Consider the following 24,769-nt stretch of genomic DNA (forward strand, 5'->3'; position numbering starts at 1 on the left):
GGCCCGTAGGCCCGCTCGGCCCGCCAGTTCTATACGGGGGCAGGGATTCTTCTAGACGTCCGGTCTTTGCGGCTATCCCGGAGCCTTACTTGTGGCGCCGGGAGCGGGGCCTCACCGTGCGATGGCGTTTCCTGCGGGGTTCGTGCTCATGGTGGTCTGTGTATTGACAGTTCGTACCTATGGTTGACGGTTCGCACCTTTGCACCGACGATTCGTACTTTTATGCGACGGTTCGGCACCTAGATGTACGTACCGTCGTCAGAAAGTACGAATCGCAGACCAGAAGGTACGAACCGTCACAATGTGTGCCGAATCGGCGGCCAGAATGTACGAGCCCCCACGCGAAGGTAGTGCGTTGTTTCCACAGCTTTGGGAACCTTGAGGTCATGGCTTCTAGGACGCCCGAGGCACCGCGGCCAAGCCCCCGGCGCGCGCTCGGCATTGCGAGCACGCAGGCCACTACATTTGACTCGGATTCCAAGCAGTTCCGGGTTCGGACGCACTGTGGCGCGGTGTGCTGCCCGTGGTCACCATGCGCCGGCCCGCCGGATGGTGCGAGATACTGGAGCCATGAGCCAGCCCAGCCCGCCCCAGGTCCCTGAGGTGAAGGGCGTGCTCGGCGTTGGGGTGGACCTGGTGCATGTCCCCGGCCTGGCCGAGCAGTTGGAACAGCCGGGCACTGTTTTCGCCGAGCGGACCTTCACCCCTCGCGAGCTGCGCGACGTCGCCCGCCGCGCCGACGCCACCGGCTCGGCGCAGGCCGAGCACCTGGCCGGGCGCTGGGCCGCGAAGGAGGCCTTCATCAAGGCCTGGTCCCAGGCAGCCAATGTCCACGCCGGCCGGGCGGTGGCACCGCAGCTGCCCGCGGAGACGGTCGACTGGCGGGAGATCGAAACTGTTACAGACCGCTGGGGGCGTCCCTCGCTGCGCCTGACCGGGGCCATTGCCGCCCATGTGGCCGGCTCCCTGGGCGCAGGCGCAGCAGCCCCGGAGCGCTGGCCCGTGTCCCTGACTCACGACGGCGACTGGGCTGCCGCTGTCGTGCTGTGCACCCGCCGCTGAGTGCAGTCTCTGAGTGCAGTCTCTGAATACAGTCGCTGACTAGGCGTCACTGGGTGCGCGTCACTGCCCAGCCCGCGGCACCTGTCCTCCGGCAGCCGGGCGGTATGTGCGGGACCGGTCGGACCGGTCGCGTACCGAAGCGGACGCTGTACCCGGTCTCGGCCGTGACCGGCGCCTCATTCGCGGTACAGTTCTGTCATGAAGAAGTTGATCAACTCCGTCGAAGGGGTAGTGACCGACGCGCTGGCCGGGATGGCCGCGGCACACCCCGACAGCCTGCGGGTCGACATCGACCGGCACATCGTCTATCGCGCCGTCCCCAAGGACGAGGGCAAGGTAGCCATTGTCTCCGGAGGCGGCAGCGGCCACGAGCCGCTCCACGGTGGCTTCGTCGGAGCCGGCATGCTTGATGCCGCCTGCGCCGGCGAGATCTTCACCTCGCCGGTACCCGACCAGGTCTCCGCGGCCACCGCCGAGGTCGACCGGGGCGCGGGCGTACTGCACATCGTGAAGAACTACACCGGTGACGTCATGAACTTTGACATGGCCGCCGAGCTGGTCGCCGCCGAGTCGGGTATCGAGGTCGCCACCGTGGTCACTGCTGATGACGTGGCGGTGGAGGACTCCCTCTACACCGCCGGCCGCCGGGGCGTGGGCGTAACCGTGATCGTGGAGAAGATCGCCGGAGCGGCTGCGGAGGAGGGCCGTTCGCTCGCCGACGTCGCCGCCGTGGCCAGGCGCACCTCCGAGGCAGGCCGCTCCATGGGCGTCGCCCTCACCTCCTGCACGGTCCCAGCCAACGGAAAGCCTTCCTTCGATCTACCTGATGATGAGATCGAGATCGGCATCGGCATCCACGGCGAGCCCGGCCGGCACCGGGAGAAGATCGCGCCCGCCTCGCAGATCGCCGCCCGCCTGACTGAGCCCGTCATGAACGAGCTTCCCGAAGGCGACGGTACCGGGGTGATCGCCTTCCTCAACGGGATGGGTGCCACTCCGCTGCTGGAGCTCTACCTCATGTACGGGGAGGTCGCCAAGATTCTTGACCGCGCCGGCGTCAAGGTTGAGCGTTCCCTGGTGGGCAACTACATCACCAGCCTCGACATGGCAGGCTGCTCCCTCACGCTCGTGCGCGCCGACGCGGAGCTGCTGCGCCTGTGGGACGCCCCGGTAAACACGCCCGGACTACGTTGGGGGATCTGAGAATATGACCGTGAACGCACCAACCCCCCTGACCGCGCTTCGCGCAGCCGACGTCGCCGCCTGGATCCGCCGTACTAGCCAGTTGATCTCCACCCACGCCGATGAGCTGACCGCCCTGGATGCGGCCATCGGCGACGCCGACCACGGCGCGAACATGAAACGTGGTCTTGCCGCCGCGGTCGAGGCGCTGCCCGAGCAGCCGGAGACCCCGGCGGCGGTGCTCAAGCAGACCGCCATGGCACTGATCTCTAAGGTCGGCGGAGCCGCCGGCCCGCTGTACGGCACGTTCTTCCTGCGCATGTCCACCGCCTGCGCCGGCCAGCAGTCCCTGGACGTGGCCGCCCTGGCGGAGGCCGTGGCCGCCGGGATCGGCGGCATTGTGCAGCGCGGTAACGCCGAGTCCGGCGACAAGACCATGATCGACGCCTGGAATCCTGCCTTGAGCGCTTTGCGTACCGGTGCAGCGGCACCCGCCCCGGCGGAGACCGGTTCAGCCTTGGCGGCCGCAGTCGAGCAGGCAGCGGCCGCTGCGGATGCGGGCCGCGCGGCCACCGCGCCCATGCTGGCGAAGAAGGGGCGCGCCTCCTACCTGGGGGAGCGGTCGGTCGGCCACGTCGACCCCGGCGCCGCCTCCACCGCCCTGATCATGCAGGCGCTTGCCGACGTCGTCTCCGGAACCGCGGCTGACGCCGCATGACGGGCATCGTCGTCGTCTCCCATTCGCGCCCGCTCGCAGACGCCGCGGTGGCGCTCGCAACAGCTCTGATTCCGGGCCTGGACGCGCCGCTGGAGGTGGCGGCGGGACTACCCGACGGCACCCTGGGCACTGACGCCACCGAGATCATGGCGGCGATCGAGCGTGCCGACGACGGAAGTGGGGTGGTGGTCCTGGCAGACCTGGGCAGTGGTGTGCTCAGCGCGCAGATGGCCCTGGAGCTGCTGGAACCGGAACTGGCCGCGCGCGTGCGGCTCTCCGGCGGTGCCCTGGTGGAGGGACTGGTCGCCGCGTACGCGGCCGCCGGCACCGGTAAGGCCCCCGAAGTGGTACTCGCCGACGCCGACGCCGCGGCCTCGCTTAAACTGCGGCAGGTTGTAGGCCCCCCACCCCCGTAGGAGAATCATGACCGAGACAACCTTCCAAGCCATCTCCATGATCATCTACTTCGTCGGAATGGTGGCGATCGGCTGGTGGGCGTACGGTCATAACGACTCCTTGGACGACTACATGCTGGCGGACCGCGGGCTCGGGCCCGCGGTCACCGCACTGTCCGCAGGCGCCTCCGACATGTCCGGCTGGCTGCTGATGGGGCTGCCGGGCGCGTTATATGCCGGCGGGTTGGTGGAGGCATGGATCGCCGTCGGGCTGACGGCGGGCGCCTGGCTGAACTGGCGGTACGTGGCGCCCCGGCTGCGCTCCTATACGGAGGTCGCTCACGACTCCATCACGATTCCCAGCTTCCTGGACAACCGCCTGCACGACGACCGGCACCTGCTGCGTTGGGCCAGTGGCGGCGTAATCGTCGTGTTCTTCACCTTCTACGTCTCCTCCGGCATGGTTTCCGGCGGCACGTTCTTCGAGTCGTCCTTCGGGATGGAGTACCGGCTCGGGCTGACGCTGGTTGCCGCCATCACGGTGATGTACACGCTGGTCGGCGGATTCCTGGCGGTGTCATACACGGACTTGGTGCAGGGCATCATGATGGTCACCGCGCTTGTTGCCGTGCCCATTGTGGGAGTGATCCGGCTCGGCGGGCTCGGACCGGCCCTGCACGCGGTCAGCGAGGTTGACCCGCACTACTGGGCGGTGCTGGGCCCCACCACCTCCGTGATTGGAATCGTCTCCTCCCTAGCCTGGGGCCTGGGCTACTTCGGGCAACCGCACATCATCGTGCGCTTCATGGCTCTGCGCAGCCCCCAGGAGGCGCTCTCCGGGCGCCGCATCGGGATCGGGTGGATGCTGTTCGCCGTCGCCGGCGCCGCCGCCACCGCCATCGTCGGGGTAGCCATCTTCCAGCGCGACGGGGGCGCGTTGGCCAACCCGGAGACCGTGTTCATCGCCCTGGGCCAGCTCTTGTTCCACCCGTTTATCGCCGGATTCATGCTGGCCGCCATCCTGGCTGCGATCATGTCCACCATCTCCAGCCAGCTGCTGGTCACCTCCTCCGCCCTGATCGAGGACCTGTACCGGCACGTATTCCGCCGGCAGGTCTCGCAGCGCCGCCTGGTCATGTACTCCCGCTTCGCCGTACTGGCCGTAGCCGTGATCGCCGCCGCAATGGCGTGGACGCCCAATGACACGATCCTGGCGCTGGTCGCCTTCGCGTGGGCGGGCTTCGGCGCCTCATTCGGCCCTACAGTCCTGCTGTGCCTGTACTGGAAGCGGCTGACTGCCACGGGCGCATTCGTCGGGATTCTCGCCGGCGCCGCGGTGGTAATGGTGTGGGGCAATGTCTCCGGCGGTCCCGGCGGCATCTTCGACCTGTACGAGCTCGCCCCCGGCTTCGCCGCCAATGCCCTGGCAGCCTGGCTGGTCTCGCGGGCGGGGCATCCCGATGCGGCGGTTGCCGACGAGTTCGAGGCCGCGGTGGCCGCCGCCCGCTGACACCCGCCGGACTGGGGGCCCGGCCTGCGCGTACCGAACCGGAGTATCCTGGTGGTGCTCAAGGGAGAGAACGCTATGAAGATCGTCCGCCGTCCAGCCGTCGCCGGAAGCTTCTACCCCGGGGACGACCGCGCCCTGAAACGCGCGCTCGCCGACCTGCTCACCCAGGAACGCACCCAATTGCCTGGGCACGTGACCGTGCCCAAGGCCCTCGTTGTCCCGCACGCCGGCTACATCTACTCCGGCCCCATGGCGGCGCGCGCCTACGCGCGCCTGGAGGCAGGCCGGGGGCGCATCACCCGAGTGGTGCTGCTCGGCCCCACCCACCGAGTGCCGGTGCGCGGGCTGGCCCTGCCTGGCGCGGACCAGCTGGCCACGCCCCTGGGAGTGCTGGAGGCTGACGCTGCCGGCTGCGCCCAGGCAGCCACCCTGCCCGGGGTGAGCACCGCGCCGGAGGTACACGCCCAGGAGCACTCCCTGGAGGTGCAGCTGCCCTTCATCCAGACGGTGCTCGGCGATGTAACAGTGGTGCCACTGGCGGCCGGCGACGCCTCGGCCCGCACCGTTGCCGACGTGATCAGTGCACTGTGGGGCGGGCCGGAGACCGTCATCATCATCTCCTCCGACCTGTCCCACTACCTGCCGCAGGACCTGGCAATAGCGGTTGACACGGAGACCGTTGCGCGCATCCTGGCACTGGACTCCACCATCCCGCACGACCGCGCCTGCGGCGCCACCCCGTTGAACGGCATGCTTCTGGCCGCGCAGGAGCACGGCATGCGCGCCGAACTGCTGGGGCGGTGCACATCGGCCGACACCGCCGGTAACCCGGACCGGGTGGTCGGCTACTGCGCCGTCGCCCTCCACGAGGCGCCCACCGCAGGGGACGAACCTGCCGTCACCGTGGCAGCCGCGGATACACAGGCGACCGAGCCGCCCGCCGACGCCGGAGACACGCTGCTGCCGCTGGCACGCCGGGCGATCGCCCGCGCCGTGGGCGCCGAGGCCGGCGATCCCGCCGAGTTGCCGGCGGGGGAGGGGCCCAACTGGCTGGATCGTCCCGGTGCCGCCTTCGTAACCCTGCGCAGCGCGGACGGCTCTCTGCGCGGCTGCATCGGCTCGCTGGAGGCGCGCCGACCGCTTGGCGAGGACGTCGTGGCCAACGCCGTTGCCGCCGCCCTGCGCGACCCGCGGTTTCCTCCCGTCACGGCCACGGAGCTGCCGGCCCTGAGCCTGGAGGTGTCGGTGCTGAGTACGCCGGAACGCCTGGAGGTCCATGAGGAGCAGGAGCTGCTCCGCCGCCTGCGCCCCGGCGTCGACGGCGTAGTGCTGTCGCTGGGGGCCCGGCGCGCCACCTTCCTGCCGCAGGTATGGGATGAGCTGCCCGACCCGGCCGAATTCCTGCGCCGGCTCAAGCGCAAGGCCGGCTGGCCCGCCGGATTCTGGGATGCGGAACTGGTCGCGGAGACCTACCGGGTCCGCGCCTGGGAGGAGTCATGACCGCCTCCGCCCCGCCCATCTCCCGGCCGGGCACCGCAGGTGGGGACGCCGGCTACACGGCCCGCTGGTGGCACCCGCTGCCGGACGGGCGGCTGCAGTGCGACCTGTGCCCGCGCCACTGCCGCCTGCGGGAGGGACAGCGCGGCTTCTGCTTCGTGCGGCGGCGCAACGGGGAGCGGATTGTGCTGACCGCCTATGGCCGGTCCACGGGTGTGTGCCTGGACCCGGTTGAGAAGAAGCCGCTGAACCACGTCCACCCCGGCAGTTCAGTGCTGTCCTTCGGCACCGCAGGCTGCAACCTGTCGTGCAAGTTCTGTCAGAACTGGGAGATCTCCACAGCCCGCTCCACCGAGGTGCTGAGCGTGGACGCCCCACCGGACCGCATCGCCGATCAGGCCGCCCGGTTGGGTGCCCGCGCCGTCGCCTTCACCTACAACGACCCGGTGGTCTTCGCCGAGTACGCCATCGACACTGCCCGCGCCTGCCACGAGCGCGGGCTGCTGGCCTACGCGGTCAGCGCCGGGTGGATCTGCGACCAGCCGGCGCTGGAGCTGTTCGGCGCCGTCGACGCCGCGAACATTGACCTCAAGGGCTTCACCGAGGACTTCTACCGGAAGGTCACCGGCGCGCGGCTGCGGGACGTGCAGGACACGCTGGTGCGCGTGCGCGAGCGCACCACTGCCTGGCTGGAGCTGACCACGCTGCTCATCCCGGGCCTGAACGACTCGCCCGAGGAGGTCGGTCAGCTCGCCGCCTGGGTGGTTAGCGCACTTGGTGCGGACACGCCGCTGCACCTGACGGCCTTCCATCCCGCCCACCGCATGCTGGACCGGCCGCCGACGCCGGTGGCGACCCTGCGCCGGGCCCGCCGCGCGGCGCTGGACGCGGGGCTGCGCTTCGTGTACCTCGGCAATGTGCGTAGCGGGGAGGGCGCGACGACCCTGTGCCCGGGCTGCGGGCAGGCGGTTATCGCTCGCCATGGCTACACGGTGGAGACCTACGAGCTGGATACGGCGGGTTGCTGCCGGCACTGCGGGCGGCGGCTGCCCGGCCTGTTCGACGCCGACGACCCCGGCGGCGGAGCGGCAGCATTCCCGTGGCGCCTGGCCCCGACGGAATGGTGAGCAGCGGCGAACACGTCCACGGTCCGCGTCCTGGTGCACTTAGCCGCGTATGTGCAAAAGACTTCGGAGTGGTGAGCGGGGTTGCCGCTGCCGTCACCAGCCGCTAATGTCGGAGATGCATACAACGTGCTCCGGGGTCGGTGAAAGCCCGAACCGGCGGTGACAGTCCGCGACCCGACCGCATCCACCCGCAGGGTGGGCGCGGTCGGCTGAGCCGGTGGAATTCCGGTACCGACGGTTAAAGTCCGGATGGGAGGAGACACGTGGCGCGCGTCCGGCGTCGGCGGATCGTGGTGCGCTCCCATGCGGGCGCATCCCGGCTGTAGGCAGGGGCCCGCGCCGTGCGGCGCTACGCGCGTACCGCCCGTCACCCCGGAGTGCCCCGGGGTGGGTGCTCCGGGGGAGCCGGAGAGGACACTGTGCATGACGAGCGCCACCGTCGCCAGCATCGGCCTCGGCGTGGCCGAACGCGAGGCCGCCCGCGCGCCGCGGAGCCCGCACATCGGATCGCCCTGCCTGCTGCGACCGTTGCTGAGCCCGCCCGTGACGCTTGGGGCCATGCTGCTGCTGGCCTGGTGGGCGATTACCCGCGCCGGACTGATCCCGCCGGTCTTCCTGCCCGGCCCCCTCGACGTCGCCCGCCGCCTGGTGCTCGCCTTCACCCAGGGCGGCCTGGCCGGATACGCCTGGGTGACCCTGCGGGAGGCGCTGCTCGGCTGCCTGGCCGCCGCCGCCCTATCGCTGCCCCTGGCCTGGACCCTGTACCGCTCCCGCCGCTTCTCCCGCGCCGTCCTGCCGTATGTGGCGGCGTCCCAGGCAGTTCCAGCCATCGCCATTGCCCCGCTACTGGTGGTGTGGATCGGCTACGGGACGGTGCCGACCGTGGTCCTGTGCGTGCTCATGGTCTTCTTCCCCATCACCGTCACGGTCCTGCTGGGCCTGCGTGGACTGGATACCGATGTCATTGACGCCGCCCGCCTGGACGGCGCCCACGGAGTGAGCATGCTCATTTACATGGAGCTGCCCATGGCGCTGCCCTCGATCCTCTCCGGCCTGCGCACCGGCTTCACCCTGTCCGTCACCGGCGCCGTGATCGGCGAGATGACTATGGGCGGGGAGGGCCTGGGCATGGTGCTCGCCTCCCAGCGCCAGACGGTCGATACCACCGGGCTGTTCTCCACCATCGTGGTGCTTTGCGTCATCGCCACCACCATCCACTGGGTGCTGCACGAGCTGGAGCGGCGCAGCCGCGTCGTCGCCTCGATGCGGGGGCGCCGCGCCACCTGAGCCGGCACCACCGGCCCCCTCGCGCAAACACCCACCGACCGATTCCCTCTGTTTTGCCCGTCCGAATCTTCTAACCGCCGCACGGCACCGAAAGGAACCTCATGCCCGCTCTTACCCCGCGCCCGGCTCCGAGCCGCCGCACAGTTCTGACCGCCATGGGTGCGGGCGCCGTAGGCCTGCTCGCCGCCTGCGCCTCGGGCAGCGGCGCCCGGAGCTCCAACGTCTCCGCCTCCGCCGACGCCTCCGGGCTGGTGATCGGCATGACCTACACCCCGAACGTGCAGTTCGCGCCCTTCTACCTGGCGCTGGCCGACGGCGAGTACGCGCCGGGCGTCTCCCTGCGCCACCATGGGGAGCAGGAGGGACAGTTCGACGCCCTGCTGGCCGGGACCGAGCACGTGGTGGTGGCGGGCGGTGACGAGGCCATCGTGGCCGCGTCCAATGGCAATGAGCTGGTCATCATCGGCGGCTACTACCAGCGCTACCCGGGCTGCATCATCGTCCCCGAGGAGTCCGACGTCACCGAGCTGGCCGACCTGGCCGGCAAGACGATCGGCACCCCCGGAAAAACGGGGGAGACCTGGTACTCGGTGCTAGTGGCATTGTCCTCCGCAGGGCTGAGCGAGGACGACGTCGACGTGCAGGAGATCGGCTACACCCAGCAGGCCGCCCTCTCCAGCGGCAAGGTCGACGCGATCGCCGGATTCTCCAACAACGACGCCGTCCAAATCTCCCAGAACGGCACCCCGGTGCGGGTGCTCGCCATCGGCGAGGAGGTGCCGCTGCTGGGCGCCTCCCTGATCACCACCCCGCAGGTGCTCGCCGACCGCCGCGGCGAGCTGGAGGCGGCAGTTGCGGCCTCCGCAGTCGGGATGACCAAGTTCGTGGATGACCCCGATGCCGCCGTGGCGGCCACCAAGGAGTACGTGCCCGACCTGGTCGACTCCACGCAGGCGGACAATGCGCGCGAGGTGGCCGTGGCCACGGGTGAGCTGGTGCGTCCCAGCGAGAACACGGTGGTGGGCGCGCTGGTGCCCGAGCAGGTGGGGGAGACCATCGACTTCCTCGCCGACCGCGGCCTGCTCGGCGAGACCACCGTGACCTCAGACGCCGTCTGCGACCCGCTGCTCACTGCCTGACCCAGCGCCCGGTGGGATCCTGGCGGGGCTTACAGTCGGCAGGCCACCAGGGAGGACACGAGGATGGCGCGCGCCCCGATTGCGTAGAGCTCATCCATGACGCGGTTGGCGTCCTTGCGGGGCACCATCGCCCGCACCGCCACCCAGTCGGGGTTCTGCAGCGGCGAGACGGTGGGGGACTCAATGCCGGGGGTGATCTCGCTGGCCAGGTGCATCCGGTTCATGGGGATGTCATAGTCCACCAGCACGTAGGAGCGGGCCCGCAGCACCCCCTCCAGGCGGCGTACGAGCGTGGCCAGGCCGGGCTCGTCGCGGTACTGCTCGGTGGTGATCAGCACCGCCTCGCTGGCCAGGATCGGCTCCCCGAAGGTCTCCAGGCCCGCGGCCCGCAGGGTCGACCCGGTCTCGACAACGTCGGCGATCAGGTCCGCCACCCCCAGCTGCACGGAGGACTCCACGGCACCGTCCAGGTGCACGGTCTGGGCGTTGATCCCCTGCTCCGCCAGGAAGTTGCGCACCAACACGTCGTAGGAGGTCGCCACGCGCTTGCCCTCGATATCACCAAGCGCGCTCATGGTGCCTGCGGGCGCGGCGAAGCGGAACGTGGAGCGGGCAAAGCCGAGCGGCAGGTGCTCAATCGCCTCCACGCCCGAGTCCAGCAGCAGGTCGCGGCCGGTGACACCGGCGTGGACGGTGCCCTGGCCGACGTAGACGGCGATGTCGCGCGGGCGCAGGAAGAACAGCTCGACCTGGTTGGCGTCGTCGACCAGGACGAGCTCCCTACCGGAGCGGCGGGTGCGGTAGCCCGCCTCGGCGAGCATGGTGGTGGCGGGCTCGGACAGGGAGCCCTTATTGGGCACGGCGATGCGCAGCACGTTGTTCCTTGACTGTGTAGTGGAGCTTGAAAGCGTGGTCAGTGGGGGTGATGGATCATGCGGGGCCCGGCGTACCCTGGCCTCACAGGTAGCGGTAAACGTCCTCGAGCGTGTAGCCCTTGGCCAGCATCATCACCTGGGCGTGGTACAGCAGCTGGCTGAGTTCCTCGCAGGCCGCCGCGTCAGACTCGTGCTCACAGGCCATCCACGCCTCGGCGGCCTCCTCCACCAGCTTCTTGCCGATAAAGTGCACGCCGCGGTCCAGCTCCTCAACTGTGCCGGAACCGGCAGGGCGAGAAGCGGCCTTGTCCTGCAGCTCGGCGAATAGGTCCTCAAAGGTCTTCATGGGCCCAGCGTAGTGCAGCCCCGCCACGGGCACGCACCGCGCTCAATCCTGCGGGACGCGCCCGGCGGGCTCGTATACCAGTCGGGCTGCGTGACGGCCGGCGGCGGCCGCCGCCAGGAAGGCAGCCTCGTCCTGATCGAGCCCGCGGCCCATGGTGCTCAGCCGCACCCCGGTCGCCTGCTGCATGTCTGCCAGCGCCTGATACAGGCCCCCAACCGCCACCTTCACCAAGCGGTGCGCGGCCCCCAGCTCGCGGGGACCGCACAGGGCGGCGGCCTGCTCGGCGATCCGCGTCCCCAGTGCGCCGGGCAGCTCGGGCACGACGACGTCGGCGGCCGCCATTGCCACGCGCCCGTAGGCGGTGATCGAATGATGAGAGACTCCCCGGTGTCGCAGGCGGGCGTCCGCCTGCGACACCCGCAGGCAGGCGACCGGCCGACCGCCCAGTGCGGCTGCGGCGTTCACGGCGTCACCACAGGCGACCCCGGAGAAGCCCCAGGGCGTATCCGTACCCAGGTTGCCAGGTCCCTGGGTGACGACGATCACGTCCGCTTCCAGCACGAGGCGGGCGGCCAGTAGGCCGTTGTGGATGCTCACCGCCTCCAGGTCCCCGCCCCACGACTGGCCGACGCTGACGGTGCCGACGAGCGCCCCGGCCGCCTGTAACCCGGCAACCGAGCGCGAGTAGGGCAGCGGCAGCGCGCCCCCGTCAGTCATCACGTACGCCACTCGGAGGGGCGGCGCCGCCGCATCGGGGCCCGCGCCCGGAGAGAAGCGCTCAGGGAACGGGTCAAGCGCCGGGTCAAGATCCGGGCGTAGCAGCCCGGCCAGGATGGCGGGCAGGGAGGAATGCAGATCGGCGATCACCACCGGCGCGCCGGCCAGCGTCAGCGCGTCAATAGGGGCCGACAGCCGCGAGTGAAGCGGGGTGTTCTGCTCATCCACGCCGGTAACCATGACCTGGTCGGGCATGTAACGTGCCTTGACCAGGTGACCGCCCGGCTCCGGATCCGCCGGCAGTATGCCGGGCCGCGCAGTGACCATGCCGTGCCCCCCGGTGCCCAGGCCACGGGCCAGGGCGGACACCTCCAGGCGTACCCACTCCCCGGGCTCCGGCAGCCCGGTCACGGACTCGTAGGCGATCGCCCGGCACGGCTCGCCGGCGCCCAGCACGGCAGCACCCGGCGGGGCCGAGACGATGCGCACCTCCAGCTCGGCACAGCGCCTCCCGGACTGCCCCCAGACCTCCCGCACCGCGAGCACGTCCCCGTCACGCCACATCATGGAACCACCCTAAGCCACCCGGGTGTTCCGATCGCTGCGGACCCGCGCTGCGCATACGCTGGCCCCGTGTCCGAACCCGCGCCGCGCCCCGAGCCCACGGCCATCCCCACCGAGGAGCGCCAGGTCAACCTGTTGCTGGCGCTGCGCAACACCGCCTCCGGTATGACCAAGGCACAGATCATCGGGTCGGTTGCCGGATACGATCCCGAGGGCGGCAGCTCAGCCGACCGCATGTTCGAACGGGACAAGGACGTGCTGCGGGAACTGGGCATCGACATCACCACCACCGGGCAGGCGGACCAGGCGCGCTACCGCATCACCGAGGCCGATTACGCGCTGCCTGACCTGACACTGACCGCGCAGCAGGCCGCCGCCGTGGAGCTGGCAGCCTCAGCCTGGCGCTCCGGGGCCCTGACCCCCGCCGCCCGCCATGCGCTGACGAAGATCCGGGCCGTGGCCGGCGTCGACGACGCCGCCGACTCACTGCCGGACCTGAGCATCGACCTGGGCAGTGATGTCTCCGGCGGGCAGGTTCCCGCGGAACTGGCCACCGCCGTCCGGGAACGGCGTCGGGTGAGCTTCGAATACGCCTCCGCCAACTCCGGGCGGGTGAGTGCCCGCATAGTAGAGCCGCACCGGATGCGCATGAGTGAAGGCGCCTGGTACCTGGACGGACTGGACCGGGCCTCCGGGCAGCAGCGCACGTTCCGTCTGGCCCGTGTGGTCGGACCGGTGTCCGTGGTATCCGGAGCCGGGGCCTTTCCCGCGCCCGAAATCACCGCACCCGTCACGGCGCAGGCGCTGATCGCGGTTGCGCCCGGACGCGCCCTGCAGCTGCGCTCGCGCGCGCTAGTGAGCTACAGCGCCGCCGAGCTGGCGGACGGCCCAGCACCGCGAGAGCTGCCCCCAGTGCCCGGACAACGACTTGGGGACCTGGCCCGGCGCCTTCCCCAGCAGTGGGACGTAATCAATGTCACGTTCACTGATCGCTTCGCCTTCGCCGGAGCCCTGGCCGCGCTCGCGGACGCCGTCGTCGTGCTGGCACCCGCGCAGCTGCGCCAGGACGTTCTGGAGCACTTGAACGCCGTCGCCGCGCTGTCCGCCCCACCGCAGCCGGAGGAGGACTGAAGTGGCCCGGCCCAGCTCCACGGACCGACTAGTACGCCTGCTGGCGCTGCCCGCCTGGGTGGCTGAGCACGACGGCGCCACCTTCGCGCAGGCAGCCGCGCACTTCGGCGTCACACCGGAGACGATACGCAAGGATGTGGACACCTTGTGGGTATCGGGCCTGCCCGGCGGCATGCCCGATGAGCTGGTCGACTTCTCCGCCTCCGACTTCGAGGCGGGCCGCCTGCGCCTGACCGAGCCACTCGGCCTGGACCGGCCCGTTCGCCTGTCCCACCGTGAGGCGGTCGCCCTGCTGCTGTCGCTGGAGGTCCTCATCGGCGTGCTGGCCGACGACCCGCAGGCCCTGGCGACGCTGAGCCGCACCCGGGCGGTCCTGCGCCAGGCCCTGGGCGCCGCCGCTGACGCGCCCGTCGCCGCGCCGGGCCCGCATTCCACTGTGCTGGTAACCGTGCGCCGTGCCCTGGCCGAGGGAAGGCGCCTGCATCTGACGTATGTCTCCGCTACCGATACTCGCTCTGAACGTGATGTCGACCCGCTGGAACTGACCAGTGACGGCACGCACCTGACGCTGCGGGCCTGGTGCCTGAGTGCCGGAGCGGAGCGCTCCTTCCGGCTCGATCGCATCCTGGCGGCGCAAGTGCTGCCGGTGCAGGCCACGGCGCATCGCCGCCGCGGGAGCAAGCATGACCCCGATCCGGAGTTGTGCCTCAGCCTGAAGCCATCGGGGCGCTGGCTAGTCGAGCAGGTCCCCTGCGAGCAGGTGTCCATTGCTGAGGACGGCGTGCTGCACATTCGGGTGAGGGGCCGCGACCAGGCCTGGCTGATCGGACTGCTGCTGTCAGCCGGGAGGCACCTGAGGCACGCCGCGCCCGCGGATCTCACCGCCGCCGCCGGTGCGGCGGCGCGCCGTGCCCTGGCGCTGGATGCTCAGGTGCACCGCAATTGAGGTTGATACGCCTAGGGTGGAACACCGTCGCCCGGTGCTCGGGCCCCACCGGCGAAACGCTAGACTCATGGCGTACCACGCGGGCTCATCCAGTTGCGAGCCCCACGAAAGGAGCAGCGTCGTGATCAAGCCCACGCACATCGTCGTTCTGCTTGTCCTCATTCTCCTCATCTTCGGCGCAAACAAGCTGCCTGAGATCGCCGGAAGCATCGGCAAGTCCATGAAGGTGTTCAAGAAGGAGGTCAAGGAGCTGCGCGAGGACGAGGACGCCCCGGCGGTCCAGCAGCCGCCGGCCCAGATCCCTCAGCAGCCGCAGCAGGGCACCTACTACACCCAGCCCACCCAGCCGGGCCAGGCCGCTCCGCAGCAGCCGCAGCCGTACACGGACGGTACCGTCCAGCAGTGATGCCGCGGCGCGCGGTGCCGTGAACGCGCTGCGGGCCGAGCGCCGTGGACATCTCGCCGCTGGGACCGGGCCCGTCCGGTCCCGCTTGCAGCGCATCCGGCCACCAGTACCCGGGAGGAGTAGAACGTGCCGCACATGCCGAAGCTGCCCGGCCGCAGGCGCAAGGAGAACCCCGAGGCGATCATGTCTATCGGGGACCACCTGCGCGAGCTGCGCAACCGGCTGTTCGTCTCGGCCATCGGCATCACCGTCATGGCGGTAGTCGGCTATTTCCTCTACGACTCCGTATACCAGTTCATCACCCACCCGGTTGAGGTCGCCAATGCCCGCGGCGCAAACCTCAACATCAACTTCTCCACGATGCTGTCCTCTTTCGACATGCGGCTGCGGGTGTCCATCTGGCTGGGTGTACTGCTGGCGTCACCACTGTGGATTTACGAGTTCTTCGCCTATGTGGGCCCGGGGATGACACGCAAGGAGAAGGCGTACACCTGGGTCTTCGGGGTTGTGGGGCTACTGCTGTTCGCCGCCGGCTGCGCACTGGGCATGTGGATCATGCCGCACGCAGCCGTGATCCTCACCGGCTTCATCCCTAACACCGACTCCGCCACCGGCATTATGGACGCCTCGGTGTACCTGTCCTTCGTGCTGCGCCTGGTGCTGGCCTTCGGAGCCGCGTTCCTGCTCCCGGAGGTCATGGTGGCCCTCAACCGGCTCGGGGTGATGAAGGGGCGCACCATGCTCAAGGGCTGGCGCTGGGCGGTGATCGGTATCTTCACCTTCATGGCCTTCGCCAACCCGCTGCCGGATCCCTGGTCGATGATCTTCATGGCGATTCCGATCACCGGCCTGTACTTCCTGGCCTGCTACATCTCCATCCGCCACGACAAGCGGGTCGCCAAGCGCCGTGCCGAGGAGGACGCGGCCCTGGATGCAGCCCTTGCCGAAACCGCCTCCAACGCCTGACCGGCACCGGCCCGCCCCAAGCCTGCGGGAGCAGCCCGCAGCTGCGCATAGGCTTGACTCATGAGCTCACCCGCACAACGCTACGCCGCCGCACGTCGTCGTCAGGCGGAGTCACGCACAGAGCTCGCCGGTTTCGCAGCCACTTACGACTTCCCGTTCGACGACTTCCAGAATGAGGCCTGCCGCGCCCTGGAGGCGGGCGAGGGCGTGCTGGTGGCGGCACCTACCGGCGCCGGCAAGACAGTCGTGGGTGAATTCGCCGTGCATCTGGCGCTGGCGAAGGGTCTCAAGGCCTTCTACACCACCCCGATTAAGGCCCTGTCGAACCAGAAGTACCTGGATCTGGTGGCCCGGCACGGCGCCGAGAAAGTCGGTCTGCTCACCGGCGATACCTCAGTTAATCCACATGCGGATGTGATCGTGATGACCACTGAGGTGCTGCGCAACATGCTCTACTCCGGGGCGCGGGACCTGGATCGGCTGGGTTACGTGGTCATGGATGAGGTGCACTACCTGGCGGACCGCTTCCGCGGCCCGGTCTGGGAGGAAGTCATCATCCACCTGGCTCCCGAGGTGCAGGTGGTCTCCTTGTCCGCGACAGTCTCGAACGCGGAGGAGTTCGGGGACTGGCTCGAGCAGGTGCGGGGGCGAACGGCCGTGGTGGTCTCCGAGCACCGCCCGGTGCCCCTGACCCAGCACATGCTGGTTGGACGCCGCCTGCTGCCCCTGTACTCGCTGTCCGACGCACCCGATTCGGCCCGCGACCAGGCGCATTCCTCCACCCAGCCGCCGCTCAACCCGGACCTGCTGCGGGCCGTTAGGGATGCGCGCCGAGCCGCTGCGGGGGACGCGCCGTCGGCGGGCTCCGGCTACCGCGGCGGGCGCAGGGGCCGGTGGGCGCGCGCCGCCGGCCAGACGCGCCCGCGGTACCGTGGCGATGGTGGTGCCCGCACCGCCCACTTGCGTGCGCCGTCGCGGATTGCGGTCGTAAGCGCTCTGGATCGCGCAGACCTGCTGCCCGCGATTGTCTTCGTGTTCTCCCGCGTCGGCTGTGAGAACGCCGTTCGCGAGGCCGTCAGCCACGGGGTTGACCTGACCACTGGTGAGGAGGCGCGCCGCATCCGTGAGGTCATCGACCGGCGGACCGCGGAGATCCCCGCCGGGGACCTGGGCGTTCTGGGCTTCCATACCTGGGCCAATGCCCTGACCCGGGGGGTGGCCGCCCATCATGCGGGCCTGCTGCCGGTGTTCAAGGAGACCGTGGAGGAGCTGTTCGCCGCCAACCTGGTCAAGGTCGTCTACGCCACTGAGACGCTATCCCTGGGCATCAATATGCCGGCTCGCACAGTGGTGCTGGAGTCACTGCGCAAGTGGAACGGCTCTGCGCACGTGAGCCTCACGCCGGGGGAGTACACGCAGCTGACCGGCCGGGCCGGTCGGCGCGGCATCGACGTCGAGGGGCACGCCGTGGTTCTGGCCACCGACGACGCCGACCCCGCCTTCGTCTCCTCCCTCGCCTCCCGCCGCACCTACCCGCTGGTATCCGCCTTCCGCCCCACCTACAACATGGCGGTCAACCTCCTGGGGCGAATGCCGCGTGCCCGCGCCCGGGAGGTGCTGGAGTCGTCCTTCGCCCAGTTCCAGGCCGACCGCGGCGTGGTTGAGCTGGCCGCCGAGGCCCGGCGCAAGCGCCGCCAGTTGGACACGCTGGCACAGCAGATGTCCTGCCGCCTGGGAGACTTTGGCGAGTACGCCCTACTGCGTCGCCGCATCAGTGATGCGGAGGCCGACCAGTCCCGAGGGAATCGGTCCGCCCGCCGCAGTGAGGCGGGCCGGACCATCGGGGCGCTGGGCCGCGGTGACGTGGTCCTGTTCCGGAGCGGGCGGCGCCACCGCCACGGCGTCGTCATCGCGCAGGGCAGCGACCACACCGGAGCCCCGCGGTTGACAGTGGTGGGGGAGGACAAGCGGGTCCACACCCTCACCCCCGAGAACGCGCCCGAGGGCGTGACCCGGGTGGGTGCGCTGCCGGTGTCTGAGGACCTGGATGCGCATCGCCCGCGGGAGCGGGACCGGCTGGCCGACCGCTTGCTTGATGCGCTGCGCGCCGGGGACCTTGACGAGTCCGATGAGCGCGGTTCGCGCCGCGGCCACCACCGTGATGAGGACGCCGGAAGGCGCCTGGAGCGTCTACGCCATGAGATGCGCGCCCATCCCTGCCATGCCTGCCCCCACCGGGAGGAGCACGCCCGCGTTGGGCGACGCTGGGTGCGCACCAGGGATGAGCTTGACCGCCTGCGGGCCCGCGTCGACAGGCGCACCGGCACCATCGCCCGGCAGTTCGACGCCGTGTGCCGGGTCCTCCTAGAGCTGGGATACCTTGAGCCCAGTGACCGGGGCCGCCCCGAGGGGGAGTTGCGGGTGACGAACGTCGGTAAGGTGCTGGCGCGTGTCTACGCCGAGCGGGACCTGCTGGTGGCCGAGTGCCTGCGCGAAGGCCTGTGGGACGGCTTGCGCCCCGCCGACCTGGCCGGGGCTGTGTCCGCCTGTGTGTACGAGCCGCGGCTGGCTGCGTCCTCCCGCGGGCTGCCGGTTGCGCCCGGGTCCCGCCTGGGGGAGGTGCTGCGGCGCGAGTTGGCCGTCTCCCGTCGCATCGGAGACCTGGAGGCGCTCGAACGCGTAGAGCCGTCCACCGGTGCTGAGCCCGCTCTAGCGGGCGCGGTACGGGCCTGGACGGACGGCGCGGAACTGGCGACGGTACTCGGTGACACGGATCTCACCGCCGGGGACTTCGTACGCTGGTGCAAGCAGTTGCTGGACGTGCTCGGGCAGCTGGCGACTATTACTTCCGGCCCGGGCACCGGGCAGGGGCACTCCCTGAACAGGCTCGCGATGACGGCTGCGGAGGCCAGCCTCGATGTCAACAGGGGAGTGGTCAGTTGGTCCTCCGTATGAGACCGCGTATACGGCGCCTGCTGCCGCTGCTCGGCTCGGTCTGCGCCGGCCTGGCCGTGTGGGCGGCCTTCCCACCACTGAACGTGTGGTGGGCCGCACCGCTGGGGCTGGCACTGCTGGCCACGGTGCTGCGCGGTCGGGGCCCCGGGGTGGGGGCGGGCCTAGGGCTGGTGTTCGGGCTCGCCCTGTTCACTCCGCTGTTGCACTTCACGGCGGTGGCCATGGGTAACCCGCTCGGCTGGGTGGCCCTGACCGCAGTGGAGTCGCTCTACCTGGCCGCCTTCGGCTCCGCCTGGGCACTTGTCGGCCGGATCGGCCGGCTCGAGCACGGCGGCGGCGCAGTCGTGCTGGCACGCATGCTGGCATTCGCCGTGGTGTGGTGCGGTGTGGAGGAGGTGCGCTCGTCCTGGCCGTGGGGAGGGTTTCCCTTCGGCAGGCTCGCCTTCGCCATGGCCGACGCCCCCATGCTGCCTTTTGCCGCCTACGGCGGTGCCATTGGGCTGAGCGCGCTAGTGGCCTTCGCCGGAGCCGGCCTGGCAGAGGCCGGCCGGGCCGTGCGGGGCCGCCGGAACCTGAGCGCGCTGGTGGCCGCCGCCCTGGCGGGCTTGGTTACGGCCGCCCCGATTCTGCTGCCCGTGGACGGCGCCGCCCAGGACGGCACCCTGCGCGTAGGCGCGGTGCAGGGCAACGTGGCCGAGGAGTTCGAGGACGCCTTCAACCGGGCGCTGGAGGTGACCGGCAACCACGCCGAGGCGACCCGCACGCTGGCCGGCGACGTCGGGCGGGGGACACTCGACGTGGTGATCTGGCCGGAGAACGCCGCCGACCTTGATCCACGGGACTTCTCGGCCTCGGCCGCGCTGGTGGACTCCGCCGCCCAGTCCGTCGGGGCGCCGGTACTGGTCGGGGCGATTCTCTATGCCGACGGCGTGCGCTACAACGACATGGTGGTCTGGAGTCCCGGTGCGGGGGCGGGGGAGTACTACCGCAAGCACCGCCCGGTGCCCTTCGCCGAGTACATTCCCCTGCGTGAGCAGCTGCGGCAGCTGACTGATCAGGTCGACCGCATCGGCACCGATCTGGCTCCCGGCACCGGGCCGTACACGCTCACCGTTCACGCCGCCGCGCAGGACCGGGATGTCAAGCTCGCCATGGGCATCTGCTTCGAGGTCGCCTATGACGACACCCTTCGCGACGGCGTTGAGCAGGGCGGCGAGTTGATCGTCATCCCCACGAACAACGCCAGCTTCCTGCACTCCTCAGAGGCAGAGCAGCAGCTGGCGCAGGGCAGGGTGCAAGCCGTCATCCACGGGCGCGCCCTGGTGCAGGCCTCCACCGTCGGGGTCACCGCGATCATCAACCCGCGCGGCGTCGTCGAGCAGCGCACGCAGCCCTATACACAGGCCGCTCTCGTAGCCGACGTGCCACTGCGCACCTCGATTACCGTTGCGGATCGCCTGGGCGGCCTGCCCGGGCTCGCCCTGCAAGTGGCCGCCGCGCTGCTGACGGCAGCCGGTATGGTTTCCGGTATGTCACGGCTGCGGCGTCGGCGACGGCGTCGCCCGTGACCGTTCCGAGTGCCGAGCAGATGACAGGAGCAGGATCGTGAAGGCGCTGGTGGTAATCCCCACCTACAACGAGATCGAGACGCTGGCCGGCGCGCTGGATGGGGTACGGCGTGCCGCGCCGCAGGCGCACGTGCTGGTGGTGGACGACAACTCTCCTGATGGCACCGGCCGCCTCGCCGACGCCCGCGCGCAGGCCGATGCGCACATTCACGTACTCCACCGCACCGAGAAGAACGGCCTGGGACCCGCCTACTTGGCGGGCTTCTCCTGGGCGCTGGCCTCAGGGTATGAGCTGGTGTGCGAGATGGATGCCGATGGCTCGCACCGTCCCGAGGACCTCGCGCTGCTGATCCAGCGCGCGGAAATGGCCGATGCCCCCGACCTGGTGATCGGCTCCCGCTGGGTATCCGGCGGCGCGACCGACGGCTGGGATGCGCGGCGGGTGGCCCTGTCACGGGGCGGCAACCTGTACATCAACGCCATGCTGGGGCTACGGGTCAGGGACGCCACCGCCGGGTTCCGGGTGTACCGGGCCGAGTTACTGCGAAGCCTGAATCTGGGGGAGATTGAGGCAACCGGCTACGGCTTCCAGGTCAATATGACCAAGCTGGTCGCCGACGCCGGTGGCCGCATCGTGGAGATGCCCATTACCTTCCAGGAGCGTGAGGCGGGCCAGTCCAAGCTCTCTGGCGGAATCTTCTCCGAGGAGCTCGCACTGGTCACCAAGTGGGGGATTGCCAAGCGCAGCGCGCAACTGGCGGGCCTGGCTGCTTCCGCCGGGCAGGCGGCCCGGCGCGCCTACCAGCGGGTCGGCGCGCCTCAGAAGCGTTCGCGGTAGATCTCGCCCGAGCGGAGCATCTCCAGGCGCTCGTCCAGCAGGACCTTCAGGTCCTCGATGTCGCGGCGCTCCAGCAGCATGTCCCAGTGCGTGCGCGGGGCCTTCTTCGGCTCATCGGACTCGGGCTCGTCCTCTCCGCGCAGCGCCGCGGCCTGCCCGCATTCCGGGCACTCCCAGGTCTGCGGAATCTCCGCCTCCATGGACATGGGGACGGTGGTGACGTGCCCGAGCGGGCACTCGTAGGTGATGTTCTGCCGCTCGGCGAACTCCACGCCCTCCTCTGACTCCATCGACTTGGCGCCGATCGTCATGCCTCGCAGTGCGCGGTCCGCCATGCTATTGCCCTTCCTGTCGCTTGATGTGCTCGGCGTGCTGCCGCCGAGAGGATAACGCGTAGGCGCCGTGGCGCATTCCCGCCGCCGCTGGGTGAATGACCGGGCCCGCGCCGGCGGAACGCGCCTGCCGCAGGTTGCTGTGCGGCATACTTGGCACCATGGCAACCAAGCGTATCGGAATCCTCACGGCCGGCGGCGACGCCCCGGGACTCAATGCCGCGATCCGCGGCTTTGGCAAGGCGGCTATCGCCGAGCACGGCTGGAAGCTGATCGGCTTCCGTGACGGCATGCGCGGCCTGGCAGAGAACCGGTTCACCGAGCTTGATGCAGCCACCCTGTCCGGCATCCTGACCACTGGCGGCACCATGCTGGGAACCAGCCGGGACAAGGTCCATCGCATGGTGGTGGACGGCGAGGTGCGGGACATGATCCCGACCATCGTGGAGAACGTCGAGAAGGACAAGCTCGACGCGCTGGTGTGCCTGGGCGGCGGCGGCACCGCGAAGAATGCCCGCCGACTCATGGATGCGGGCATCAATGTGCTCCACCTGCCCAAGACGATCGACAACGACATCGTGCATACGGACAGCTCCTTCGGCTTCTCCACCGCACTGGAAATCGCCACCGAGGCAGTGGACCGGCTGCACTCCACCGCGCACTCCCACCACCGCATCATCCTCACCGAGATCATGGGCCACCGGGCCGGCTGGCTGGCCCTGGGCGCGGGTGTGGCCGGCGGCGCAGACGTGATCCTGCTGCCCGAGGTTCCCTACTCGGTGGAGGCGATCGCGGAGAAGATCGAGCGGCGTCGTAAGCATGGGTCAACCTTCTCCGTGGTCGCGGTGGCCGAGGGCGCCCGCAGCGTCAAGGACGCCGAGGAGCTGGCCCACGCCCAGGCACTGGTCAAGGACGCGTCCAGCCCGGAGCTGAAGGCGATGGCCAAAAAGGGTGTGAAGGCCTTGGAGGCCTCACACCGCGCCAATACCTTCACGCTTGCCGAGCAGCTGGAGGCCGCCACCGGCCTGGAGGCGCGCGTGTCCATCCTGGGCTACGTGCAGCGCGGCGGCACACCGAACGCCGCCGACCGCCTGCTGGGAACCCGCCTGGGCGTCGCCGGGGCGAATGCGATTGCGGCTGGCAAGTTCGGCGTCATGGTCGCCGACCGAGGCCATGATACCGCGCTGGTACCGCTGAAGGATGTCGCCGGCAAGGTCAAGTACGTGCCGCGTGACCACGAGTGGATCAAGGCGGCGCGCGCGGTCGGCACGGCGCTCGGGGACTGAGGCGCCGAGCCACCGGAGGCACACCGCCCGTGCGCCCGTATGCCGCCCCCGGGGCAACTCAAAGCGGCGACCAGTACGCCTCATGTCGGTGCATGACGGCGGCATGTCAACATCTTCGGTCAATTATTATTGACGCTATGAAGACTCTGGTCGGCGCCGACGACGGCGCACGTGCACCACTGAAGGAGCTCCGGCGCATCGTCAACGAGCGCAGGCAGCTCGATGCCGCGGAGGAGCTCGCCGTGCGGCGTGCCCGCAACGCGGGCTATAGCTGGACCGCCATCGGTGCGGCGCTCGGAGTCAGCAAGCAGGCCGTTCACCGGAGATACGGCAAGTAGTGCGCCATCGCCGATAATGTACATTATGTCATTTCGTCTGGGGGCGAGCCTCGCCCGCCACCGGTCCCTTCTTGAGGTGCATCGTCGAACCGCCTCGTGGCTAACAGGCGCTGCCGTGTGCTTAGATTGTGCCAAGGGTGTCCGGTTGCCGCTCTACTCGCACCCGTAGCGCGTGCGGCGGACCGACACCGCGCAGCAGCAACCTGCGCACACCCGGCCGTAAGGCACCTGCCCCAGTGTGCGCAGACCGGGCAACGTGTTCTAGAATGTCAGGACATAGGCGGGGTCAAAGTGGCCGTCGGGCGTCCTGATACACGAACACGGCTTGCACAGGCATAGGCTTGGGTGGGATTTGTCGGACAGCCGCGCAAATCCTGCTGGCCGCTCGCGCATCGCATACAGTTCGAAGTCATACAAAGGAGTCACCGGTGGTCGTACGTCGCGAACCCACGCTTGCCGACGTCGCCGAGGTCGCGGGTGTCTCCTTAACCACCGTGTCCCGGGTCCTGAACAACCGGGGTTACCTCAGCCAGGCGACTAAGGACCGCGTGGCCCGGGCCATCGACCAGCTCAATTACCGGCCCAACCAGGTCGCCCGCGCCCTCCACGGCAAATCAACGAGCATCATTGGCGTGATCGTGCCAACCGTGGCGCTGCCCTTCTTTGGGGAACTCGCCGAGGAAATCGAGAACGCCCTCGCCGAGCACCAGTACCGGATGCTGGTTTGCAACTCGATGGGCCGAGCCGACCGTGAGCGGGAGTATCTCGACCTCCTTGTCTCCCACCGGGTGGACGGCATTATCTCGGGCGCGCACAATGACACTCTTGCCGAGTACCAGACGGTACGCATGCCGCTGGTGACGGTCGATAGGGACCTGTCCCCCACGATTCCCAATGTTCGCTGCGCCAACGAGGCGGCGGCGCGGGACGCTACCCGCCTCCTGCTGGAACGCGGCGCCCGTCGCCCCGCACTGCTCACCTCCCGCACCGGACCGCACAACCGGCGGGAAGCCGGCTACCGGGCCGTCCTGGCCGAGGCCGGAATCGAGCCACGAATCTTCACCGTGGACTTCCATACTCCTGATGCCGAGCGGGCCCGGCTAATTGATGCGCACCTGGACGCGGCGGCCGCACAGATCGACGCCGTGTTCGCCACCGATGACCTCTCTGCCGCCGCTGTGCTCGACTGGGCCGAGCGCAACGGGCGCAGCGTGCCGCACGACTTCAAGGTGATCGGCTTTGACGGAACTGCGGCGGTGCGGCGGGCCCTACCAGGGCTAGCGACGGTTCAGCAGCCCATTGCAGACCTGGCCCGCACCGCCGTCGACGTACTGCTGTCTCAGATCAATGCGCACGCCGGCGGCGAGGACGCACCCGCGGCGGTGGTCTCCCCCATCGAGCTGCCCGGCCTGCTACTCGCCGGGACCACCACGTAGTAGCCCGCGCCGGGTAATTGCTCCGGTCCCGACAATAACGAGCACTACCGTGCGGAGCCTCTAATCTCTAATCGCCTAGCAGGCCGAAAATGCGGCTGGTGGCCGACCCGAATAACGGGTCGGCCACCAGCCGCTCTAAGCGTTGCCG

23 protein-coding genes and 1 riboswitch are annotated in these 24,769 nt (G+C 69.6%); of the genes, 19 read left to right on the forward strand and 4 right to left on the reverse strand.

Going from position 1 to position 24,769, the window contains the following annotated elements; all coding sequences use genetic code 11:
- Window positions 1–570: 570 nt before the first annotated feature.
- The 9 genes from GZ998_RS12125 (at window position 571) to GZ998_RS12165 (ending at window position 9,917) form a co-directional block, all read left to right on the forward strand.
- On the forward strand, window positions 571–1,062 hold the full coding sequence (locus GZ998_RS12125; protein WP_161924044.1) for a holo-ACP synthase: 492 nt from the start codon (window positions 571–573) through the stop codon (window positions 1,060–1,062).
- Between the two features lie 198 nt (window positions 1,063–1,260).
- On the forward strand, window positions 1,261–2,265 hold the full coding sequence (gene dhaK / locus GZ998_RS12130) for a dihydroxyacetone kinase subunit DhaK (RefSeq protein ID WP_161924043.1): 1,005 nt from the start codon (window positions 1,261–1,263) through the stop codon (window positions 2,263–2,265).
- Between the two features lie 4 nt (window positions 2,266–2,269).
- Window positions 2,270–2,962: a dihydroxyacetone kinase subunit DhaL gene (gene dhaL / locus GZ998_RS12135; RefSeq protein ID WP_219109993.1), complete on the forward strand. Its 693-nt coding sequence runs from the start codon at window positions 2,270–2,272 to the stop codon at window positions 2,960–2,962.
- The gene (gene dhaM / locus GZ998_RS12140; protein ID WP_162678528.1) at window positions 2,959–3,378 is read left to right on the forward strand and encodes a dihydroxyacetone kinase phosphoryl donor subunit DhaM; all 420 of its coding nucleotides are present in this window, start codon (window positions 2,959–2,961) and stop codon (window positions 3,376–3,378) included. Before dhaL ends, dhaM begins: the two co-directional genes overlap by 4 nt.
- A 7-nt stretch (window positions 3,379–3,385) precedes the next feature.
- Window positions 3,386–4,867 carry a sodium/proline symporter PutP gene (gene putP, locus GZ998_RS12145; RefSeq protein WP_161924040.1) on the forward strand — a complete coding sequence of 494 codons (1,482 nt, stop codon included), beginning with the start codon at window positions 3,386–3,388 and terminating at the stop codon, window positions 4,865–4,867.
- A 75-nt stretch (window positions 4,868–4,942) separates the two neighbouring features.
- Entirely contained in the window at window positions 4,943–6,367 is a 1,425-nt protein-coding gene (gene amrB, locus GZ998_RS13255) for an AmmeMemoRadiSam system protein B (protein WP_162678527.1), read from the forward strand.
- A complete protein-coding gene (gene amrS, locus GZ998_RS12155) occupies window positions 6,364–7,491 on the forward strand; it encodes an AmmeMemoRadiSam system radical SAM enzyme (protein ID WP_219109995.1) in 1,128 nt (375 codons plus the stop codon). Before amrB ends, amrS begins: the two co-directional genes overlap by 4 nt.
- Before the next feature lie 124 nt (window positions 7,492–7,615).
- Window positions 7,616–7,756, forward strand: a riboswitch (FMN riboswitch).
- Window positions 7,757–8,049: 293 nt separating this feature from the next.
- A complete protein-coding gene (locus GZ998_RS12160; protein WP_161925325.1) occupies window positions 8,050–8,778 on the forward strand; it encodes an ABC transporter permease in 729 nt (242 codons plus the stop codon).
- A gap of 101 nt (window positions 8,779–8,879) precedes the next feature.
- Window positions 8,880–9,917: an ABC transporter substrate-binding protein gene (locus GZ998_RS12165; RefSeq protein ID WP_162678525.1), complete on the forward strand. Its 1,038-nt coding sequence runs from the start codon at window positions 8,880–8,882 to the stop codon at window positions 9,915–9,917.
- Between the two features lie 29 nt (window positions 9,918–9,946).
- Here GZ998_RS12165 and hisG read toward each other — a convergent pair whose 3' ends face one another.
- From hisG to GZ998_RS12180, 3 genes are all read right to left on the reverse strand, one after another.
- On the reverse strand, window positions 9,947–10,792 hold the full coding sequence (hisG, locus tag GZ998_RS12170) for an ATP phosphoribosyltransferase (RefSeq protein ID WP_161924037.1): 846 nt from the start codon (window positions 10,790–10,792) through the stop codon (window positions 9,947–9,949).
- Between the two features lie 82 nt (window positions 10,793–10,874).
- Window positions 10,875–11,138: a phosphoribosyl-ATP diphosphatase gene (locus GZ998_RS12175; RefSeq protein ID WP_161924036.1), complete on the reverse strand. Its 264-nt coding sequence runs from the start codon at window positions 11,136–11,138 to the stop codon at window positions 10,875–10,877.
- A 42-nt stretch (window positions 11,139–11,180) separates the two neighbouring features.
- A complete protein-coding gene (locus GZ998_RS12180; RefSeq protein ID WP_219109998.1) occupies window positions 11,181–12,422 on the reverse strand; it encodes a DUF3866 family protein in 1,242 nt (413 codons plus the stop codon).
- A 66-nt stretch (window positions 12,423–12,488) separates the two neighbouring features.
- Here GZ998_RS12180 and GZ998_RS12185 point away from each other — a divergent pair, with 66 nt between their 5' ends.
- The 7 genes from GZ998_RS12185 to GZ998_RS12215 all read left to right on the forward strand — a co-directional run bounded on the left by GZ998_RS12185 (window position 12,489) and on the right by GZ998_RS12215 (window position 21,229).
- The gene (locus tag GZ998_RS12185; RefSeq protein ID WP_308807255.1) at window positions 12,489–13,550 is read left to right on the forward strand and encodes a WYL domain-containing protein; all 1,062 of its coding nucleotides are present in this window, start codon (window positions 12,489–12,491) and stop codon (window positions 13,548–13,550) included.
- A gap of 1 nt (window position 13,551) precedes the next feature.
- Window positions 13,552–14,496 carry a YafY family protein gene (locus GZ998_RS12190; protein WP_162678523.1) on the forward strand — a complete coding sequence of 315 codons (945 nt, stop codon included), beginning with the start codon at window positions 13,552–13,554 and terminating at the stop codon, window positions 14,494–14,496.
- A 67-nt stretch (window positions 14,497–14,563) separates the two neighbouring features.
- Window positions 14,564–14,902: a Sec-independent protein translocase subunit TatA gene (gene tatA / locus GZ998_RS12195; protein WP_161924033.1), complete on the forward strand. Its 339-nt coding sequence runs from the start codon at window positions 14,564–14,566 to the stop codon at window positions 14,900–14,902.
- Between the two features lie 135 nt (window positions 14,903–15,037).
- Window positions 15,038–15,868, forward strand: a complete 831-nt coding sequence (gene tatC, locus GZ998_RS12200) for a twin-arginine translocase subunit TatC (protein WP_238994164.1) — start codon at window positions 15,038–15,040, stop codon at window positions 15,866–15,868.
- 60 nt (window positions 15,869–15,928) lie between these two features.
- The gene (locus GZ998_RS12205) at window positions 15,929–18,823 is read left to right on the forward strand and encodes an RNA helicase (protein ID WP_219109999.1); all 2,895 of its coding nucleotides are present in this window, start codon (window positions 15,929–15,931) and stop codon (window positions 18,821–18,823) included.
- Window positions 18,820–20,391 carry an apolipoprotein N-acyltransferase gene (lnt, locus tag GZ998_RS12210; RefSeq protein WP_219110001.1) on the forward strand — a complete coding sequence of 524 codons (1,572 nt, stop codon included), beginning with the start codon at window positions 18,820–18,822 and terminating at the stop codon, window positions 20,389–20,391. Before GZ998_RS12205 ends, lnt begins: the two co-directional genes overlap by 4 nt.
- Window positions 20,392–20,428: 37 nt before the next feature.
- On the forward strand, window positions 20,429–21,229 hold the full coding sequence (locus GZ998_RS12215) for a polyprenol monophosphomannose synthase (RefSeq protein WP_161924030.1): 801 nt from the start codon (window positions 20,429–20,431) through the stop codon (window positions 21,227–21,229).
- Here the strand turns inward: GZ998_RS12215 and GZ998_RS12220 are convergent.
- Window positions 21,211–21,564 (reverse strand): RNA polymerase-binding protein RbpA, encoded by a 354-nt coding sequence (locus tag GZ998_RS12220; protein ID WP_161924029.1) that lies wholly within the window; start codon window positions 21,562–21,564, stop codon window positions 21,211–21,213. The genes GZ998_RS12215 and GZ998_RS12220 overlap by 19 nt on opposite strands.
- Window positions 21,565–21,722: 158 nt before the next feature.
- On the opposite strand from GZ998_RS12220, the gene GZ998_RS12225 reads away from it, so the two are divergent.
- From GZ998_RS12225 to GZ998_RS12235, 3 genes are all read left to right on the forward strand, one after another.
- A complete protein-coding gene (locus GZ998_RS12225; protein WP_219110003.1) occupies window positions 21,723–22,847 on the forward strand; it encodes a 6-phosphofructokinase in 1,125 nt (374 codons plus the stop codon).
- A gap of 137 nt (window positions 22,848–22,984) precedes the next feature.
- A complete protein-coding gene (locus tag GZ998_RS12230; protein WP_203233860.1) occupies window positions 22,985–23,185 on the forward strand; it encodes a helix-turn-helix domain-containing protein in 201 nt (66 codons plus the stop codon).
- 428 nt (window positions 23,186–23,613) lie between these two features.
- A complete protein-coding gene (locus GZ998_RS12235; RefSeq protein WP_219110005.1) occupies window positions 23,614–24,621 on the forward strand; it encodes a LacI family DNA-binding transcriptional regulator in 1,008 nt (335 codons plus the stop codon).
- Window positions 24,622–24,769 lie beyond the last annotated feature (148 nt).

This window comes from Actinomyces sp. 594, assembly GCF_019325145.1.
Lineage (GTDB): Bacteria > Actinomycetota > Actinomycetes > Actinomycetales > Actinomycetaceae > Actinomyces.

Excerpts from the sequence above, each read along its gene's own strand:
- GZ998_RS12125 (WP_161924044.1), top strand. The coding sequence starts at position 571 with ATGAGCCAGCCCAGCCCGCCCCAGGTCCCTGAGGTGAAGGGCGTGCTC.
- dhaK (WP_161924043.1), top strand. The coding sequence starts at position 1,261 with ATGAAGAAGTTGATCAACTCCGTCGAAGGGGTAGTGACCGACGCGCTG.
- dhaL (WP_219109993.1), top strand. The coding sequence starts at position 2,270 with ATGACCGTGAACGCACCAACCCCCCTGACCGCGCTTCGCGCAGCCGAC.
- dhaM (WP_162678528.1), top strand. The coding sequence starts at position 2,959 with ATGACGGGCATCGTCGTCGTCTCCCATTCGCGCCCGCTCGCAGACGCC.
- putP (WP_161924040.1), top strand. The coding sequence starts at position 3,386 with ATGACCGAGACAACCTTCCAAGCCATCTCCATGATCATCTACTTCGTC.
- amrB (WP_162678527.1), top strand. The coding sequence starts at position 4,943 with ATGAAGATCGTCCGCCGTCCAGCCGTCGCCGGAAGCTTCTACCCCGGG.
- amrS (WP_219109995.1), top strand. The coding sequence starts at position 6,364 with ATGACCGCCTCCGCCCCGCCCATCTCCCGGCCGGGCACCGCAGGTGGG.
- GZ998_RS12160 (WP_161925325.1), top strand. The coding sequence starts at position 8,050 with ATGCTGCTGCTGGCCTGGTGGGCGATTACCCGCGCCGGACTGATCCCG.
- GZ998_RS12165 (WP_162678525.1), top strand. The coding sequence starts at position 8,880 with ATGCCCGCTCTTACCCCGCGCCCGGCTCCGAGCCGCCGCACAGTTCTG.
- GZ998_RS12175 (WP_161924036.1), bottom strand. The coding sequence starts at position 11,138 with ATGAAGACCTTTGAGGACCTATTCGCCGAGCTGCAGGACAAGGCCGCT.
- GZ998_RS12180 (WP_219109998.1), bottom strand. The coding sequence starts at position 12,422 with ATGATGTGGCGTGACGGGGACGTGCTCGCGGTGCGGGAGGTCTGGGGG.
- tatA (WP_161924033.1), top strand. The coding sequence starts at position 14,564 with ATGGCGTACCACGCGGGCTCATCCAGTTGCGAGCCCCACGAAAGGAGC.
- tatC (WP_238994164.1), top strand. The coding sequence starts at position 15,038 with ATGCCGAAGCTGCCCGGCCGCAGGCGCAAGGAGAACCCCGAGGCGATC.
- GZ998_RS12205 (WP_219109999.1), top strand. The coding sequence starts at position 15,929 with ATGAGCTCACCCGCACAACGCTACGCCGCCGCACGTCGTCGTCAGGCG.
- lnt (WP_219110001.1), top strand. The coding sequence starts at position 18,820 with ATGAGACCGCGTATACGGCGCCTGCTGCCGCTGCTCGGCTCGGTCTGC.
- GZ998_RS12220 (WP_161924029.1), bottom strand. The coding sequence starts at position 21,564 with ATGGCGGACCGCGCACTGCGAGGCATGACGATCGGCGCCAAGTCGATG.
- GZ998_RS12225 (WP_219110003.1), top strand. The coding sequence starts at position 21,723 with ATGGCAACCAAGCGTATCGGAATCCTCACGGCCGGCGGCGACGCCCCG.
- GZ998_RS12230 (WP_203233860.1), top strand. The coding sequence starts at position 22,985 with ATGAAGACTCTGGTCGGCGCCGACGACGGCGCACGTGCACCACTGAAG.